The 16,720-nt window shown below is 60.1% G+C and carries 15 protein-coding genes; 10 read left to right on the forward strand and 5 right to left on the reverse strand.

Translation table 11 applies throughout. The features are described 5' to 3' along the window. Positions 1-32: 32 nt before the first annotated feature. Together L1O02_RS08320 and L1O02_RS08325 are read left to right on the forward strand one after the other, a co-directional pair. Positions 33-1,274, forward strand: coding sequence for a glutamine synthetase family protein (locus L1O02_RS08320; protein WP_173664444.1), 1,242 nt, complete (start codon positions 33-35; stop codon positions 1,272-1,274). Between the two features lie 74 nt (positions 1,275-1,348). After that, on the forward strand, positions 1,349-2,719 hold the full coding sequence (locus L1O02_RS08325) for an MFS transporter (RefSeq protein WP_060840582.1): 1,371 nt from the start codon (positions 1,349-1,351) through the stop codon (positions 2,717-2,719). Positions 2,720-2,777: 58 nt separating this feature from the next. Here the strand turns inward: L1O02_RS08325 and L1O02_RS08330 are convergent, their stop codons facing one another. The 4 genes from L1O02_RS08330 to flgA all read right to left on the reverse strand — a co-directional run bounded on the left by L1O02_RS08330 (position 2,778) and on the right by flgA (position 5,367). Then, positions 2,778-3,524: a flagellar brake protein gene (locus L1O02_RS08330; RefSeq protein WP_060840581.1), complete on the reverse strand. Its 747-nt coding sequence runs from the start codon at positions 3,522-3,524 to the stop codon at positions 2,778-2,780. A 96-nt stretch (positions 3,525-3,620) separates the two neighbouring features. After that, positions 3,621-4,088, reverse strand: coding sequence for a flagellar protein FlgN (locus tag L1O02_RS08335; protein ID WP_060840580.1), 468 nt, complete (start codon positions 4,086-4,088; stop codon positions 3,621-3,623). A gap of 48 nt (positions 4,089-4,136) precedes the next feature. Continuing rightward, positions 4,137-4,454: a flagellar biosynthesis anti-sigma factor FlgM gene (gene flgM / locus L1O02_RS08340; RefSeq protein WP_060840579.1), complete on the reverse strand. Its 318-nt coding sequence runs from the start codon at positions 4,452-4,454 to the stop codon at positions 4,137-4,139. Positions 4,455-4,605: 151 nt separating this feature from the next. After that, entirely contained in the window at positions 4,606-5,367 is a 762-nt protein-coding gene (gene flgA, locus L1O02_RS08345; protein WP_060840578.1) for a flagellar basal body P-ring formation chaperone FlgA, read from the reverse strand. Between the two features lie 75 nt (positions 5,368-5,442). Here flgA and L1O02_RS08350 point away from each other — a divergent pair, with 75 nt between their 5' ends. The 6 genes from L1O02_RS08350 to flgE all read left to right on the forward strand — a co-directional run bounded on the left by L1O02_RS08350 (position 5,443) and on the right by flgE (position 10,472). Then, positions 5,443-6,375, forward strand: coding sequence for a chemotaxis protein CheV (locus L1O02_RS08350; protein WP_060840577.1), 933 nt, complete (start codon positions 5,443-5,445; stop codon positions 6,373-6,375). Between the two features lie 44 nt (positions 6,376-6,419). Further along, a complete protein-coding gene (gene cheR / locus L1O02_RS08355; protein ID WP_016967561.1) occupies positions 6,420-7,247 on the forward strand; it encodes a protein-glutamate O-methyltransferase CheR in 828 nt (275 codons plus the stop codon). A gap of 250 nt (positions 7,248-7,497) precedes the next feature. Further along, entirely contained in the window at positions 7,498-7,905 is a 408-nt protein-coding gene (gene flgB / locus L1O02_RS08360; RefSeq protein ID WP_016967562.1) for a flagellar basal body rod protein FlgB, read from the forward strand. A gap of 3 nt (positions 7,906-7,908) precedes the next feature. Further along, positions 7,909-8,352, forward strand: coding sequence for a flagellar basal body rod protein FlgC (flgC, locus tag L1O02_RS08365; RefSeq protein WP_011062742.1), 444 nt, complete (start codon positions 7,909-7,911; stop codon positions 8,350-8,352). Positions 8,353-8,367: 15 nt separating this feature from the next. Beyond that, positions 8,368-9,099 (forward strand): flagellar hook assembly protein FlgD, encoded by a 732-nt coding sequence (gene flgD, locus L1O02_RS08370; protein ID WP_060840576.1) that lies wholly within the window; start codon positions 8,368-8,370, stop codon positions 9,097-9,099. A gap of 29 nt (positions 9,100-9,128) precedes the next feature. After that, a complete protein-coding gene (gene flgE / locus L1O02_RS08375) occupies positions 9,129-10,472 on the forward strand; it encodes a flagellar hook protein FlgE (RefSeq protein WP_060840575.1) in 1,344 nt (447 codons plus the stop codon). Between the two features lie 265 nt (positions 10,473-10,737). Here flgE and L1O02_RS08380 read toward each other — a convergent pair whose 3' ends face one another. Then, positions 10,738-13,629, reverse strand: coding sequence for a ribonucleoside-diphosphate reductase subunit alpha (locus L1O02_RS08380; RefSeq protein WP_060840574.1), 2,892 nt, complete (start codon positions 13,627-13,629; stop codon positions 10,738-10,740). A gap of 757 nt (positions 13,630-14,386) precedes the next feature. Here L1O02_RS08380 and L1O02_RS08385 point away from each other — a divergent pair. Both L1O02_RS08385 and L1O02_RS08390 read left to right on the forward strand, forming a co-directional pair. After that, positions 14,387-15,109 carry a response regulator gene (locus tag L1O02_RS08385; protein ID WP_060844365.1) on the forward strand — a complete coding sequence of 241 codons (723 nt, stop codon included), beginning with the start codon at positions 14,387-14,389 and terminating at the stop codon, positions 15,107-15,109. Beyond that, positions 15,106-16,716: an ATP-binding protein gene (locus L1O02_RS08390; RefSeq protein WP_060840572.1), complete on the forward strand. Its 1,611-nt coding sequence runs from the start codon at positions 15,106-15,108 to the stop codon at positions 16,714-16,716. Before L1O02_RS08385 ends, L1O02_RS08390 begins: the two co-directional genes overlap by 4 nt. Positions 16,717-16,720 lie beyond the last annotated feature (4 nt).

The following is a 16,720-nucleotide window of genomic DNA, read 5'->3' on the forward strand; positions in this document are numbered from 1 at the left end:
CGGATCTCAATGGCGTGCCGCGGGGCAAGGTGATGACCGCCGAGGGCTTTCTCGAAGGGCGGCGCTTGCAGATGGCTCGGGGGGTGCTGCTGCAATGCATCATGGGCGGGTATCCGCCGGCACGTTTTTACGGCAGCGACGACGGCGACCTGGCGCTCAATGCCGACCCCCGGCAGATTCACCGCCTGCCCTGGAGCCAGACGCCGCGAGCGCTGGCCATCTGTGACGCGGACGAACTCAGCGGTGAAAGTTCGCGTCTGTCCACCCGGGGCCAACTCAAGCAGGTGATCTCGCGTTATGCGGCCCTGGGCCTGGCGCCTGTGGTGGCCACTGAGCTTGAGTTCTTCGTGTTTGCGGCCAATGACGATCCTGCTCAGGCCTTTCGGCCGCCGGTTGGCCTGGATGGTCGACGGGAAGAGGGGTATTCGGCGTTCAGTGTCAGCTCCAACAACGGCCTGCGGCCGTTCTTCAAGGAAGTCTATGAATGCATGGCGGCCCTGGGCCTGCCTCGCGATACGTTCATGCATGAGATGGGCGTCAGCCAGTTCGAGATCAACCTGTTGCATGGCGATCCGTTGCTGCTGGCGGATCAGACTTTCCTGTTCAAGCACCTGCTCAAGGAAGTGGCGCTCAAGCACGGGTTGATCGTGGTCTGCATGGCCAAGCCGCTGGCCCGCACGCCCGGCAGCTCCATGCATATCCACCAGAGTCTGGTGGAGATCGGCAGTGGGCGTAATGTCTTCAGTGACGAGGCCGGGCAACCGACGGCGATGTTCCGTCATTTCATCGGCGGCCTGCAGGCCGGCCTGGCGGATTTCACGGCGTTGTTCGCGCCTAACGTGAACTCCTATCAGCGCTTGTGCCATCCTTACGCTTCGCCGAACAATGCCTGCTGGTCGCATGACAATCGGGCTGCGGGGCTGCGTATACCGGCCAGTTCACCGGTGGCGCGACGGGTGGAAAACCGCCTGCCGGGCGCGGATGCCAACCCGTATCTGGCAATTGCCGCCAGCCTGGCTGCGGGTCTGCATGGGATCGAGAACGAACTGGAGCCCACGGCGGCGATCCAGGGTGAGTTCGAAGTACCGGACAATTTGTCCCTGCCTTGTACCTTGCATGCGGCACTGGAGCGTCTGAAACGTAGTCAGTTGGCCAGGGAACTGTTCGGCACCGAGTTCATCGAAGGCTACATCGCTTCGAAGACCATGGAGTTGACCAGCTTCTTTGATGAAATCACTCCCTGGGAGCGGCGTGTGTTAGCGGCCCAGGCATAACCTAACCCGTCGCTGGCCGGGCCCCGATCTGTCCGGGGGCCGGCACCTCATTCAAGGAGCCGCTCGGAACGCCGATGCGCCAAATCTGGAAATCCTTTCGAGCGCTTTATTTCGCCTCGCTGATGATGTTGATCGGCTCGGGTCTGCTCAGCACTTATCTGGCCCTGCGCCTGGCGGCCGACCATGTCGATGGCCTGTGGGTGGGGGCCCTGATGGCGGCGAACTATTTCGGCCTGGTATTGGGCGGCAAGCTGGGTCATCGGCTGATTGCCCGGGTCGGCCACATCCGTGCCTACGCCACCTGTGCCGGGATCGTCGGCGCGGCGGTGCTTGGGCACGGTCTGGTGGACTGGCTGCCAGCCTGGCTGGTGCTGCGGATGATCGTCGGCCTGGGGATGATGTGTCAGTACATGGTCATCGAAAGCTGGCTCAATGAGCAGGCCGACGCCAATCAGCGTGGACTGGTGTTCAGCGGCTACATGATCGCTTCTTACCTGGGGCTGGTGCTGGGGCAGTTGATACTGGTCATGCACCCGGCTCTGGGGCCGGAGCTGTTGATGCTGGTAGCCCTGTGCTTTGCCTTGTGCCTGGTGCCGGTGGCCATGACCCGGCGTATTCACCCGGCACCTCTGCACCCGGCGCCGATGGAGCCGCGCTTCTTTATCAAGCGGGTGCCGCAGTCCCTGAGTACCGTATTGGGCTCGGGCCTGATCGTCGGCTCGTTCTACGGCCTGGCGCCGCTCTACGCCTCGCAGCAGGGGCTTAGCACCGAGCAGGTGGGTCTGTTCATGGGCAGCTGTATCTTTGCCGGGCTGGTGGTGCAATGGCCGCTGGGCTGGTTGTCCGATCGTTATGATCGGGCCCTGTTGATTCGTTGTTTTGCCTTGTTCCTGGCAGTGGTGGCCTTGCCCTTGGCGGTGCTGCCGGCAGTGCCTCTGGAACTGCTGTTCGTCCTTGGATTCCTCTGTTCTCTGGTGCAGTTCTGCCTCTATCCGCTGGCGGTGGCTTTTTCCAATGACCATGTGGAAAGTGATCGACGGGTGTCGCTGACGGCGATGCTGTTGGTCACCTATGGCGTTGGGGCAAGCGTCGGCCCGTTGGTGGCTGGGGTGCTGATGAAGTTGTTCGGCAGCCAGATGCTCTATGCCTTCTTCAGTTTCTTTGCCCTTGTGCTGGTCTGGCGGATTCGACCGAAGGCGGTGACCAATCTGCATCAGGTGGACGATGCGCCGCTGCATCACGTGGCGATGCCGGACAGTATGTCCAGTTCGCCTCTGGTGGCGGCTCTCGATCCGCGGGTAGACGAGCAGGTGGTCCAGGATCAGATGCAGACCGCTCCCGCGCCGGACGCCACGCCGGCTGCAGAGCCCGATACGCCGCAAGCGCCGGATGAGGTGCCGCCGGAGGATTGCGCTCGGGATCACCTGAGCGGGGCCAGGCCCTAGAAATGCAAAACGGGCAGTCGCCGCAAGGCTCTGCCCGTTTTCAATGGTGTCTGCTGAATCAGAGGTCGTCTTTGTCGAAGCGCCGTGCTTCACGCTGCAACTGATAGACGAAGCGCTCTACCTGGCGCTGGACCAGGCCGCTCATGTTATGAAAGCGCACGCCGGCAAACGTGGTGTCGATGCGTTCTTCGTGGTGCAGATAGCGCAGCTCGACCGGGGCAGTCATGCTGCCGAAGGGCAGGGCGGCGATAAAACGTTCGTAGACCTGGCCCAGTTGCAGGCGCGAGGAAATATCGCCATCGAAGCGCAGTTTGCAGCCGGTGGCGGAGATATCCAGCAGCTTGCCGGTCAACGGGGACTTGAGTTTTTCGCCGCTCAGTTCGATATCCACCAACTGCGCCAATTTGAGTGCGGCACGGAAAGCGTTGCGGCGCTGATGGTAGACCACTTCGTCCGGCAAGGTGGTGCGGTAGCAGCGGCCGCCATTGGACTCGTCCAGGGTTGGCGTGCCATTGCTTTCCCAGGCGATGCGCACGCCTTCATGAAAGCCTTCAACACGAAACGGTTCGCCTGCCAGCAGGAAGCGCTCGCCGTCGCGGGGAATCATTTCATCGAGAGCAATCATGTTGCTGTCGCGGTCCACTTCCACCAGATAGCTCTGGAAACGCTGGCTGCGCTCATGGAAAGTGATGATCAGCGGGTCGTGGCTCTCTTGCAGCAACCGCAGGTTGGAGGAAATTTCCAACGCAGTGGTGAACACCTTGGGTGGCTGCGGAGCATCTTCCGCGTTTGAGGCGTTGAACACGGTTCATCAATCTCCAGACAAAATACAACTACACGCAGGAGCTGGCATTCTGCCAGCATGTTTCACGGCTTGGTAGCGCGCGCTCATTTTTGGGGTTTAAGCCTGACTGAGTGGGCGGGGCTTCGCAAGCATAGAGGTGGAGCCGCGGGCGTCATAAAGGGCTGGGGGTTCGCCGCCGTTGAGAATTTTCAACTGGTTGGCAGTGCTGGCCTGCTGAATCTGGATCGAGCGGCCATTGAGTTCGTTGGTGGCCTGGCAGTCGGCGAGCAGTTGGGTCAGTCGGCTGCCCTGCTCAAGCAGTTGATCGCCCACGCTCGAGTGACTGGCCAGTTGTTCAAGACCGGCACGATTGGTCGGCAGGTTAAGGCTGGCGAGGATCTCTGTGCGTTTGCGGCCATGCTGTTCCAGCAAAATGACCAGGGCCTGTTTCTGCGCCAGAATATCCTCCAGCAGCGGCATGTCACGGCCGTGCAGGGCTACGGATTCGGCTCTGAGCAGTTCCAGCAGTTGTTGCGCTGGAGCAAGGTCATCGTTGATCAGTTGCAGTAGATTCGTGTCGTGCATGGCTGGCCTTGGGGATTAAGCGTCCAAAAGCCTGGCGCAAGCCTGGGGCTAGCGCTGGGCTTCGAAGTTGAGCAGTTTGCTGGCTACACGGTTGCTGTCGACCTTGTAGCTGCCATCGGCAATGGCTTGCTTCAACTCGGCCACTCGGGCCTTGTCGACAGCAGGCTGATCGCGCAGCTTGTCGGTGATTTTCTGCAACTGTTGAGCCTCATTGCTGAGGTGTACCGATTCCCCGCTTTTGCTGGTCTCGGCTGCAGTTGCCAGCGGCACGGACTTGCCGGCATCGCCGGTTTCCTTGCTGGTGCCGGTACGCGTACTGCCTGTCAGTAAAGGGGAGCTGTTTAAACGGCTGAAGTCGATGACCATGATGAAGAAAACCTCTGGGTATTTGGACGCTTGCCATGTTTTCGGCCATACCCTGAAAAACTTTAGGCTCGATTGTCGATAAGCCAACGCAGGTATCTGCGACCTCTGATTGGCCACAGTTTAGGGAACGAGCGAGTCGAGCGCCAGTTATCTACATGGCAACTTCCACCTGTCCAGGGGCGGTGACACGAGCCTTGATCACTCGTTGCGAATTCAGGTTCTTGACCCGAATCTGCTCGCTCATACCGCCGTTAGACAGTGCTTCTCCCGGCATTCGTACATTCAGGGTGCCGCTGCGTGCCGAGATCACTACGTGATCGCCTTTGCGCACCACCTCTGCCTGTTCCAGATGACCCAGGGTAACAAGTTGGTCGGCGACCATTGGTCGGACAAGTTTCTGACCAATGGCCTGGTCTACCGAGGTCAGGTAGCCCTGATTGCTCAGGCTGATGTCCCGCTCGCGCAGCACAACGTCTTCGGGCTCGATGATGCCGGCGCGTTTGAGTGGTCGTGAACTGGTGACCACTTCGCGGAACAGTTTGACCTGGGCCGGGACGAACACGGTCCAGGGCGAGCTGCCTTCGCAGCGTACCTTGACCGTGACCCTGCCCAGTGGCTGGGCAGGACTTTCCAGGCTCGCTGTCAATTCCTTGTCGCACGCCGGCATGCGCATACGGGGATCCAGCTGGTTGACCTGAATTTCGTAGCGTCCTTCCGTTTGACTGGTAGCCAGGTAGTCTTCTACCGTGAATTCAAGAAACCCTTGAGTGACGCCGATAAGTAGATCAGGCAGGGTGACCGAATCAGCAACGGCAGGGCCGCCAGGGTTTAAGATACACAACGCCGACAGCCCGCAGAGCAATGTGCGGTAGGGGGATGTCAGGCGTCGGAAAAATGTCGTTTTGGCGTTCATAACAGTTAAAAAGCAAGCGCCGTGCCGTTTAGCAATGAGCGTGCGTCGGATCTTAAAGCTTCGGGGAGTCTGGGCATGGCTGGTGTAATGGATTCGGTAAACCAGCGCACGCAATTGGTTGGGCAGAATCGCCTGGAGCTGCTGCTGTTCCGTCTGGACGGTGAGCAGCTCTACGGGATCAACGTGTTCAAGGTTCGCGAGGTGCTGCAATGCCCCAAGCTGACCCTGATGCCCAAATCCAATCCTGTGGTGTGCGGTGTCGCGAATATACGAGGGGCGACCATTCCGATCCTGGATCTGGCAATGGCCACCGGTGCTGGCGGGTTGCAGGATCAGAGCAATCCGTTCGTCATCATCACTGAGTACAACACCAAGACCCAAGGGTTTCTGGTGCGCTCGGTGGAACGCATCGTCAATATGAACTGGGAAGAAATCCATCCGCCGCCCAAGGGGACTGGCCGTGACCATTACCTCACGGCTGTCACTCGGGTGGACAATCAGTTGGTCGAGATCATTGACGTCGAGAAGGTGCTGGCGGAAGTCGCCCCTACCTCGGAGTCCATTTCGGTGGGCGTGGTGGATGTCGAGACCCAACACAAGGCTGTTTCCCTGCGGGTGCTGACCGTTGATGACTCATCGGTGGCGCGCAAACAGGTGACTCGCTGCCTGCAGACCGTAGGTGTCGAGGTGGTGGCCTTGAACGATGGGCGACAAGCGTTGGACTACTTGCGCAAGCTGGTGGATGAGGGCAAGAAGCCGGAAGAGGAATTCCTCATGATGATTTCCGACATCGAGATGCCCGAAATGGACGGCTACACCCTCACGGCCGAGATACGTAATGATCCACGCATGCAAAAGCTGCATATCATCCTGCATACTTCGTTGTCAGGGGTGTTCAATCAGGCGATGGTGAAGAAGGTCGGTGCCGATGACTTCCTTGCCAAGTTCCGTCCTGATGACCTGGCTTCCCGGGTAGTTGACCGGATCAAAGCAGCAGACCACAGCTGAGGGCATCAGCCCCTGGCGGACATAAGATTTAAGAGGCGGCAGCATTGTCTACGGGTAATTTGGATTTTGAACAGTTCCGGGTCTTCCTGGAAAAAGCCTGTGGTATTTTGCTCGGGGAAAATAAGCAATATCTCGTCTCGAGCCGTCTCAACAAACTGATGGAGCAGCAAGGTCTCAAAACCTTGGGTGAGCTGGTTCAGCGGATTCAGACCCAGCCTCGCAGCGGATTGCGCGAGATGGTGGTAGACGCGATGACGACCAACGAAACCTTGTGGTTTCGTGACACCTATCCCTTCGAAGTATTGAAGAACAAGGTGCTTCCCGAAGCGATCAAGGCCAGCCCCAACCAGCGTTTGCGGATCTGGTCGGCGGCTTGCTCGTCGGGGCAGGAACCCTATTCGTTGTCGATGTCCATCGATGAGTTCGAGCGCAGCAACATGGGCCAGTTGAAGATGGGGGTGCAGATCGTTGCCACCGACCTGTCTGGAACCATGCTCAACAACTGCAAGACCGGCGAATATGACAGCCTGGCAATTGGGCGCGGGCTTTCTGCCGAGCGTCTGCAGCGTTATTTCGACCCCAAGGGGCCGGGACGCTGGGTGGTCAAGGCGCCGATCAAGAGTCGAGTGGAGTTTCGCTCGTTCAACCTGCTGGACAGCTATGCCAGTCTGGGCAAGTTCGATGTCGTGTTTTGCCGCAATGTGCTGATCTACTTCTCGGCCGAGGTCAAGAAGGACATCCTGATGCGCATTCACAGCACTCTGAAACCTGGCGGTTATCTGTTTCTGGGGGCTTCCGAAGCGCTCAATGGCCTGCCGGACCATTACCAGATGGTGCAATGCAGCCCGGGGATCATCTACCAGGCGAAGTGATCAACAGTTGCAGCAGCGAAAAGGAGGCCATCAGGCCTCCTTTTTTGTGCGCGTCAGTTTCTTGCAAACAGTGGCAAATGCGGCAGGGCGCTTGCCGCTTTGCCGGCGATTCGCGGAAGGCCATTGCCGCTTTTCTGGCATTGCCGTCTTGCCGCTGTCGGCAAAGCCTTGATTTACGGGGCTTAAGGACTTGGCACGTAGCTTGCTAAAGCCAGATTACGAAAAATCAGGTCACCCAAAGGTTTCCGACATGAGCATCAGCTTCGATAAAGCGCTCGGTATCCACGAACAGGCTCTTGGCTTTCGCGCCAAGCGCGCCGAAGTGCTGGCCAACAACATCGCCAACGCCGACACCCCGAACTACAAGGCTCGGGATCTGGACTTTTCCGCCGTGCTCGCCGAGCAGAACGAAAAGGTCAAGAACGGCACCTTCGCGTTGAACATGACCAACACCCGGCACATCGAAGCCCAGGGCCTGAGCAGTGGCGACGAGTCGCTGCTGTATCGGACCCCGATGCAGCCTTCGATCGACCAGAACACCGTGGACGCCCAGCTGGAGCAATCGAGCTATGCGCAGAACTCGGTGGACTTCCAGGCCAGCTTCACGCTGCTCAACAGCAAATTCAAAGGGCTGGTAGCAGCCCTGCGCGGAGAGTAATCCATGTCCCTCGCCAGTGTTTTCAATATTGCCGGTAGTGGCATGAGCGCTCAGACCACGCGTCTGAACACCGTCGCCAGTAACATCGCCAACGCCGAGAGCGTGTCGTCGAGCATCGACCAGACCTATCGCGCGCGTCATCCGGTATTCGCCACCATGTTCCAGGGTGCCCAGAGTGGCGGCAGCGATTCGCTGTTCCAGAACCAGGACGCCGCAGGCCAGGGCGTGCAGGTGCTGGGCGTGGTGGAAGACCAGAGCAATCTGGAAGCTCGCTACGAACCGAACCATCCGGCCGCCGACGCCAAGGGTTATGTCTACTACCCCAACGTCAACGTGGTGGAAGAAATGGCCGACATGATTTCCGCCAGCCGCTCGTTCCAGACCAACGCTGAAATGATGAACACCGCCAAAACCATGATGCAGAAGGTCCTGACCCTCGGTCAGTGATAAGGGGCGAAGCCAATGAGCGTTACTGACACCACCAGCGGCCCGTCCCTCAAGGACGTATTGGCCAACTCGTCAAAGAAAACCACGACCACTACCAGTGCCGACGGCCTGGCGGCCGCTACCAACAGCACCACTGGCAAGCAGTCCCTGGGCAAGGATGCGTTCCTCAAGCTGCTGGTGACCCAGCTGAACAACCAGAACCCGCTGGATCCTCAGGACAACAGTGCGTTCGTTGCCCAGTTGGCGCAGTTCTCCACCCTGGAAGGGATTACCACCCTCAATAGCTCGGTGAACTCGATCACGGGCAACTACAAGTCTTCCCAGGCGCTGCAGGCTTCGTCCCTGGTGGGCCGTTCGGTGATCGTGCAGACCGGCACTACCCAGGTTGACACCAGCAAGAGCATGACCGGCTCGGTCACCGTGCCATCCAGCGTCAGTTCGGTCACCGTGACCGTCACCGATAAGAACGGCAACACCGTCAAGACCATCGACATGGGCAGCCAGAAGGCCGGCAGCGCCAGCTTCGTCTGGGATGGCACCAAGACGGACGGCACCAAGGCGGATCCGGGCAGCTACAGCTTCAAGGCCAGCACCACCATCGATGGCAAGGGCACTGATCTGATCACCTACCTGCCGGCGACCGTCAACAGTGTGACTATCAGCCAGACCGGCGGCGAGTTGATGTTGAACCTTGCCGGCATGACCAGCCCGATTGGCCTGTCCAAAGTACAAACCATTGGTATCTAGAGCCGACTAACCGGCACAAGGAGTGGAATATGTCTTTCAATATCGGCCTTAGCGGTCTCTACGCTGCCAACAAACAGCTGGACGTTACCGGCAACAACATCGCCAACGTCGCCACCACCGGCTTCAAGTCCTCCCGCGCGGAGTTTGCCGACGTTTACTCGGCCACCAAGCTGGGCAGCGGCACCCAGGTGATTGGTAACGGCGTGCGCCTGGCCAACGTTTCCCAGCAGTTCACCAACGGTGACATCAACAACACCGGCAACGTGCTGGACATGGGTATCCAGGGCCAGGGCTTCTTCGTGCTGAGCACCAACGGCTCCCTGACCTACACCCGTGCCGGTACCTTCAAGACCGACAAGGATGGCTTCATCACCAACAGTGATGGCACTGCGCGTCTGCAAGGCTATGCCGTGGATGCCAATGGCAAGATCATCAACGGTGTGTTGACCGACCTGCGGATCGACACCTCGAACCTGGCGCCCAAGCCAACCGACTCGATCTCCTCGACCATCAACCTGAACTCCGACGCCGATCCGATCAACGTCAACCCGGTGGCGCCGGCTCCGGCTTATGTGTTCGATCCGACCAAGAACACCACCTACACCAAGCAGTTCAGTACCCCGGTGTATGACACCCAGGGCAACAAGCACGTCATGGATCAGTACATGATCAAGACGCAGAACCCCAACGAATGGCAGACCTACACCCTGATCGATGGTCGCAACCCGGATGGTACGGCTTTCACCATGGCCAACCAGGCGCCGATCACTATCAAGTTTGACTCCTCGGGCAAGCTGCAGACCCTGACGCCGCCTGCTGCACCGGCCGTCAGCCAGTTCACCGTCAATGGCAACAATATCGCCATGACTGCCTGGACTCCGGGTGATGTGGTCAACGGTGTCTTCGTTCCCAATGGTGCAGCGCCTGCGCCGGGCGGCGTGAAGATCGATATGACCAAGACCGGTTCGGTATTCGGCGATACCAACCGCTCGGTGATCGCGCAGAACGGTTACTCCACTGGCCAGATCTCCAGCCTGACCATCGACGGCACCGGCGTCATGCTGGCCAACTTCAGCAACGAGCAGACCAAGCCGATCGGCCAGATCTCCCTGGCCAGCTTCACCAACGAGCAAGGCCTGCAGCCGGTAGGCGGCACCCAGTGGAAAGAAACCTACTCGTCGGGTATTCCAGGTTATGACGCACCGAAGACCGGAACCCTGGGCGCGGTAGTGTCTAACTCCCTGGAAGAGTCCAACGTCAACCTGACCAACGAACTGGTGAACCTGATCAAGGCCCAGAGCAACTATCAGGCGAACGCCAAGACCATCTCCACCCAGAGCACCATCATGCAGACCATCATCCAGATGACCTGATGCGGGTTGGCTGACACGCTGTACGAAAAGCCCCTCCTTGAGGGGCTTTTTTGTGCCTGTTCGATGGCGCTGTTTACCCTGCAGGAGCCTCTGCCGTAGGGGCTGGCTTGTCAGCGAAGGCGCTCTCTGAAGCAGTGCAAGGCTTCGGAGCTGTTCGCTGGCAAGCTGGCACCTGCAGCTGTGTTGCGGGCAAAAGAAAACCCCCGATAAACCGGAGGTCTATCGGGGGTTGTGGCAGGTGCCCGCAGGCACCTGTCAGCTCAGCTTATTGGCAAGCTTCGCAATCCGGCTCGTCGATGGCGCAAGCCTTCGGCACTGGAGCAGGACCGGCAGGAGCGGCCAGGACCGAGTCGTCACCGTGGTTGCCGCCGCTGGAAACAGCGTTCAGCTTGCCGGTGTTGATGGTCGACTTCTCGGTGCTGGTGGCGGCCAGGGCGCGGAGGTAGTAAGTGGTTTTCAGGCCACGGTACCAAGCCATGCGGTAGGTCACGTCGAGTTTCTTGCCCGAAGCGCCGGCGATGTACAGGTTCAGCGACTGAGCCTGGTCGATCCACTTCTGGCGACGGCTGGCGGCGTCGACGATCCACTTGGTTTCCACTTCGAATGCGGTCGCGTAGAGCTCCTTGAGCTCCTGCGGGATGCGCTCGATCTGCTGTACCGAACCGTCGTAGTACTTCAGGTCGTTGATCATCACCGAGTCCCACAGGCCGCGAGCTTTCAGATCGCGTACCAGGTACGGGTTGATCACGGTGAATTCGCCCGACAGGTTCGACTTCACATACAGGTTCTGATAAGTCGGCTCGATCGATTGCGATACGCCGGTGATGTTGGCGATGGTCGCGGTCGGTGCGATGGCCATGATGTTGGAGTTACGAATGCCTTTCTGCACGCGGGCACGTACCGGCGCCCAGTCCAGGGTTTCGTTGAGGTCCACATCGATGTACTTCTGGCCACGGGCCTCGATCAGGATCTGTTGCGAGTCCAGCGGCAGGATGCCCTTGGACCACAGCGAGCCCTGGAAGGTCTCGTAGGCGCCGCGCTCATCGGCCAGGTCGCAGGAAGCCTGGATCGCGTAGTAGCTGACCGCTTCCATGGACTTGTCGGCGAACTCGACGGCCGCGTCGGAACCGTAGGCGATGTGCTGCAGGTACAAAGCGTCCTGGAAGCCCATGATGCCCAGGCCTACTGGACGGTGCTTGAAGTTGGAGTTCTTCGCTTGCGGCACCGAGTAGTAGTTGATGTCGATCACGTTGTCGAGCATGCGCACGGCGGTGTTCACGGTGCGTTGCAGCTTGGCGGTGTCGAGCTTGCCGTCCTTGATGTGGTTCGGCAGGTTGATCGAGCCCAGGTTGCAGACCGCGATCTCGTCCTTGTTGGTGTTCAAGGTGATCTCGGTGCACAGGTTCGAACTGTGGACCACGCCCACGTGCTGTTGCGGGCTGCGCAGGTTGCATGGGTCCTTGAAGGTCAGCCATGGGTGGCCGGTTTCGAACAGCATGGACAGCATCTTGCGCCACAGGTCTTTGGCCTGGACGGTCTTGAACAGCTTGATCTTGTTGTATTCGGTCAGGGCTTCGTAGTACTCGTAGCGCTCTTCGAAGGCCTTGCCGGTCAGGTCGTGCAGATCCGGCACTTCCGATGGCGAGAACAGGGTCCACTTGCCGTCATCGAAGACGCGCTTCATGAACAGGTCGGGGATCCAGTTGGCGGTGTTCATGTCGTGGGTACGACGACGATCATCACCGGTGTTCTTGCGCAGCTCGATGAACTCTTCAATGTCCATGTGCCAGGTTTCCAGGTAGGCACAGACAGCGCCTTTGCGCTTGCCACCCTGGTTCACGGCGACGGCGGTGTCGTTGACCACTTTCAGGAAAGGCACGACGCCCTGGGATTTGCCGTTGGTGCCCTTGATGTAGGAACCCAGCGCACGCACCGGCGTCCAGTCGTTGCCCAGGCCGCCGGCGAATTTCGACAGCATGGCGTTGTCGTGGATGGCGCCGTAGATGCCCGACAGGTCGTCCGGAACGGTGGTCAGGTAGCAGCTCGACAGCTGTGGACGCAGGGTGCCGGCGTTGAACAGGGTCGGAGTCGAAGCCATGTAGTCGAAGGACGACAACAGGTTGTAGAACTCGATGGCGCGGTCTTCGCGCTGTTTCTCTTCGATCGCCAGGCCCATGGCCACGCGCATGAAGAAGATCTGCGGCAGTTCGAAACGCACGCCATCCTTGTGGATGAAGTAGCGGTCGTACAGGGTTTGCAGGCCCAGGTAGGTGAACTGCTGGTCGCGTTCGTGGTTGATCGCCTTGCCGAGTTTTTCCAGGTCGAATTCGGCCAGGACCGGGTTCAGCAGTTCGAACTCGATACCCTTGGCGACGTAGGCCGGCAGTGCCTTGGCGTACAGGTCGGCCATTTCGTGGTGGGTGGCGCTTTCGGCGACTTCGAGGAAGCCCAGGCCTTCGGCACGCAGGGTGTCCATCAGCAGGCGGGCGGTGACGAACGAGTAGTTCGGCTCGCGCTCCACCAGGGTGCGAGCGGTCATCACCAGAGCGGTGTTGACGTCCTTCAGGGCTACGCCGTCGTAGAGGTTCTTCAGGGTTTCGCGCTGGATCAGGTCGCCGTCGACCTCTTCCAGGCCTTCGCAGGCTTCGCTGACGATGGTGTTCAGGCGGCCCATGTCCAGGGGCGCGAGGCTGCCATCGGCGCGAGTGATGCGGATCGATGGGTGGGCCTGTACCGGCGCTTCGCTGCTGGAGCGGGTGGCGCGTTCCTTGGCGCGGGAATCGCGGTAGATCACGTAGTCGCGGGCCACTTTCTGTTCGCCGGCACGCATCAGGGCCAGTTCGACCTGATCCTGGATCTCTTCGATGTGGATGGTGCCGCCCGAAGGCATGCGACGCTTGAAGGTTGCGGTGACCTGCTCGGTCAGGCGCGCCACGGTGTCGTGGATTCGCGACGAGGCAGCGGCGGTGCCGCCTTCAACTGCGAGGAACGCTTTGGTGATAGCGACGGTGATCTTGTCGTCGGTGTAGGCAACGACAGTGCCGTTACGCTTGATCACGCGCAATTGGCCAGGGGCGGTAGCAGACAGATCCAGGTTGGAATCGGCGGCCTGCGGCGCATTGGCCTGCGGGTTCTCGCGAGTTGTGTCGGTTTGCATGGGTGTCTCCACGTTCTCTATGTTTGTTTGGGCACCAATGAGGTGCCCACCGTTCCGTCCTGAAGCACTACAACCGGCAGAGGCCGGGCATAACGACTTCGGGACAGTTCAGGAAGGGGGCTATGGGCGCCGCTTCCATGCCGAAGTCTTGGGCGTCGAGCCAGTGGCTCGGCACCTTATTCCTGGTGGGTGACAGTATTGTGGCTGCAACACCCGTACCGCTTTCTCCTGGACAGGGTGGAAAACGATGCCATCCGCACGCGCGGTGTTGGTCTTTTGAAACAGCGATTGGTTCCACCAAACGGGGCAAGAAAAGGGCTTGAGTTTCTCGTCTGAATTGTGTTTGGTTTTTTGTGTAAAACCCTAGATATAGGGATTTTTAGCCGCCGGGCTACAAGATAATGCGTTTGGGGGACTGATTGCAACGTACTGCCTGTGGATAAGGTTGTGCGTAAATTGTGTATGGACTGGGGTAAAACTCATGCAGCCCGCAGTCCCAGTGCATGCAACCGTCCGTCACTGTTTTTTATCCCTGAAAATTGCCTTGGGCGGATTTTTGCGGGCGCGAACCCTATCACAAAAAATCGCCCCGACCGAGTCGTTTTAGTCGCTTGTGTGGGGGCGCATGCCGGTTGCTACAATCCGCCGCGGTCCATGCAGCGACGACTGCGTTTTCCACGACAGGTTATCCGCCTTTTTCATGACAAAAAGACGGGTGCCTTGTGTCCAATGAGTGCTGGCAATAAAGAGGTCGAGCGTGGAGCAAGAAGCCTGGCAGGTACTGATTGTCGAGGATGACCAGCGTCTGGCTGAGTTGACCCGTGAATATCTGGAGAGCAACGGACTGCAGGTGGCGATCGAAGGCAATGGCGCCCTGGCTGCCGACAGGATCATCGCCGAGCAGCCGGACCTGGTGATCCTCGACCTGATGCTGCCCGGCGAGGACGGCCTGAGCATCTGCCGCAAGGTCCGGGATCGCTACGATGGGCCGATCCTCATGCTCACCGCCCGCACCGATGATATGGATCAGGTCATGGGGCTGGACCTGGGGGCCGATGACTACGTGTGCAAGCCCGTGCGTCCCCGCCTGTTGCTGGCCAGGATCCAGGCGCTGCTGCGGCGCAGCGAGACGCCCGAGCCCGCCCCGGAGAAAAGCCGGCGCCTGCGCTTCGGGCCCTTGGTGGTGGACAGCGCCCTGCGCGAAGCCTGGCTGAGCGACGTGGGAATCGAGTTGACCAGCGCCGAATTCGATCTGCTGTGGCTGCTGGTGGTGAATGCCGGGCGGATTCTGTCCCGCGAGGAAATCTTCAATGCCCTGCGGGGGATTGGTTATGACGGCCAGGACCGCTCCATCGACGTGCGCATCTCGCGCATCCGTCCCAAGATCGGCGATGACCCGGAGCACCCGCGGCTGATCAAGACCATTCGCAGCAAGGGTTATCTGTTCGTCCCCGAAGCCGCTGCCGACATGCCCTTGTGAACTCGATCTTCCTGCGTATCTATGGCGGCATGTGTGCCGCGCTGATTCTGGTGGCGCTGCTGGGGGTGCTGGCCTTGCACCTGCTCAACGAAGTGCGCAGCGAGCAATACCGCGAACGCTTGGCCCACGGCACCTTCTCGCTGATGGCGGACAATCTGCAGCCGATGAGCGAGATCGAGCGTCGCCGGGCCTTGCTGGTGTGGCAGCGCTTGCTGGGCATTCCCCTGAGCCTGAAGACCTTCAGCCAGACCGATCTGGACAGCAGCCAGCGTGGCCGGGTGCTGCGCGGGCAGGCGCTGGTGGAACAGACCGGTCCCTTCGCGGCCCGGGTCTACCGCCTGGTCAGCGAGCGGGAGCAGTTGCTGCTCAGTGCCGAGGTGCAGCAGATCAGCGAACAACTGGCCCGGGCCACCATCTACCTGCTGGCGGACGAGCTGGTGCGCTACCCGGTGGCCGAGCAGCCACAGCGTCTGGCGGCGCTCAAGCAGGCCAAGGGGTTTGGCTTCGACATGCACCTGGCGACCCTGGATGCCGCGGATATGGATGAGGACCAGCGCCGTCGGGTGGCCGAGGGCGATACGGTGATGGCCCTGGGCAAGGGCGGTGACTCGATCCGGGTCTTCGCCGGTCTGGTGGGCACGCCCTGGGTGCTGGAAATCGGTCCCCTGTACCAGATGAACCCTTATCCGCCGCAATGGCTGGTGTTGATTGCCGTGCTCGGGCTGAGCCTGATCGGGTTGATCGTCTACCTGTTGGTGCGCCAGTTGGAGCGCCGCCTCAGCGGCCTGGAATCGGCGGCCACGCGGATTGCCAAGGGCAGCCTGGAAACCCGGGTGCCGGCCCGGGGCGCGGATTCGGTGGGGCGTCTGGCGGCCGCCTTCAATGGCATGGCCGAACACCTGCAACGGCTGCTGGCGATCCAGCGTGAACTGGTGCGGGCGGTGTCCCACGAACTGCGTACCCCGGTGGCGCGCCTGCGTTTTGGCCTGGAGATGATCGCCTCGGCGAGCACCGACCAGGCTCGGCAAAAGTACCTGGACGGCATGGACAACGATATTCAGGACCTCGATCGGCTGGTGGACGAGATGCTCACCTATGCCCGCCTGGAGCAGGGCTCGCCGGCCCTGAACTTCCAGCGCATCGACCTCGATGCCCTGATCAATCAAGTGATCGACGAGCTGGCGCCGTTGCGGGCCAATCTCAAGGTCCATCGCGGCCTGTGCCTGTCTGCGGTCGAGTGCGATGGCGCCTGGGTCGAGGCCGAGCCGCGTTATCTGCACCGGGCGCTGCAGAATCTGGTGAGCAACGCCATGCGCCACGCACACTCCCAGGTGACCGTCAGTTATCAGGTGGGCCAGTTGCGCTGTCGGGTGGATGTGGAGGATGACGGGCCCGGTGTACCGGAAAGTGCCTGGGAAAAAATCTTCACGCCGTTCCTGCGTCTGGACGACAGTCGGACCCGTGCTTCCGGTGGACATGGATTGGGCCTGTCCATTGTGCGGCGGATCATTCACTGGCACGACGGTCGGGCGCTGATCAGCAAGAGCAACAGTCTCGGGGGCGCCTGCTTCAGCTTGAGCTGGCCGCGGCATCAGGAGCCCCGTTGAGGAT

Origin of the sequence: Pseudomonas sp. BC42 (assembly GCF_021560055.1) — a bacterium.
GTDB lineage: Bacteria > Pseudomonadota > Gammaproteobacteria > Pseudomonadales > Pseudomonadaceae > Aquipseudomonas.

Coding starts and splice junctions, on each gene's coding strand:
- L1O02_RS08380 (WP_060840574.1), bottom strand. CDS start 13,629: ATGCAAACCGACACAACTCGCGAGAACCCGCAGGCCAATGCGCCGCAG.
- L1O02_RS08325 (WP_060840582.1), top strand. CDS start 1,349: ATGCGCCAAATCTGGAAATCCTTTCGAGCGCTTTATTTCGCCTCGCTG.
- flgC (WP_011062742.1), top strand. CDS start 7,909: ATGTCCCTCGCCAGTGTTTTCAATATTGCCGGTAGTGGCATGAGCGCT.
- L1O02_RS08320 (WP_173664444.1), top strand. CDS start 33: ATGACCGCCGAGGGCTTTCTCGAAGGGCGGCGCTTGCAGATGGCTCGG.
- L1O02_RS08350 (WP_060840577.1), top strand. CDS start 5,443: ATGGCTGGTGTAATGGATTCGGTAAACCAGCGCACGCAATTGGTTGGG.
- flgM (WP_060840579.1), bottom strand. CDS start 4,454: ATGGTCATCGACTTCAGCCGTTTAAACAGCTCCCCTTTACTGACAGGC.
- flgB (WP_016967562.1), top strand. CDS start 7,498: ATGAGCATCAGCTTCGATAAAGCGCTCGGTATCCACGAACAGGCTCTT.
- flgD (WP_060840576.1), top strand. CDS start 8,368: ATGAGCGTTACTGACACCACCAGCGGCCCGTCCCTCAAGGACGTATTG.
- flgA (WP_060840578.1), bottom strand. CDS start 5,367: ATGAACGCCAAAACGACATTTTTCCGACGCCTGACATCCCCCTACCGC.
- flgE (WP_060840575.1), top strand. CDS start 9,129: ATGTCTTTCAATATCGGCCTTAGCGGTCTCTACGCTGCCAACAAACAG.
- L1O02_RS08335 (WP_060840580.1), bottom strand. CDS start 4,088: ATGCACGACACGAATCTACTGCAACTGATCAACGATGACCTTGCTCCA.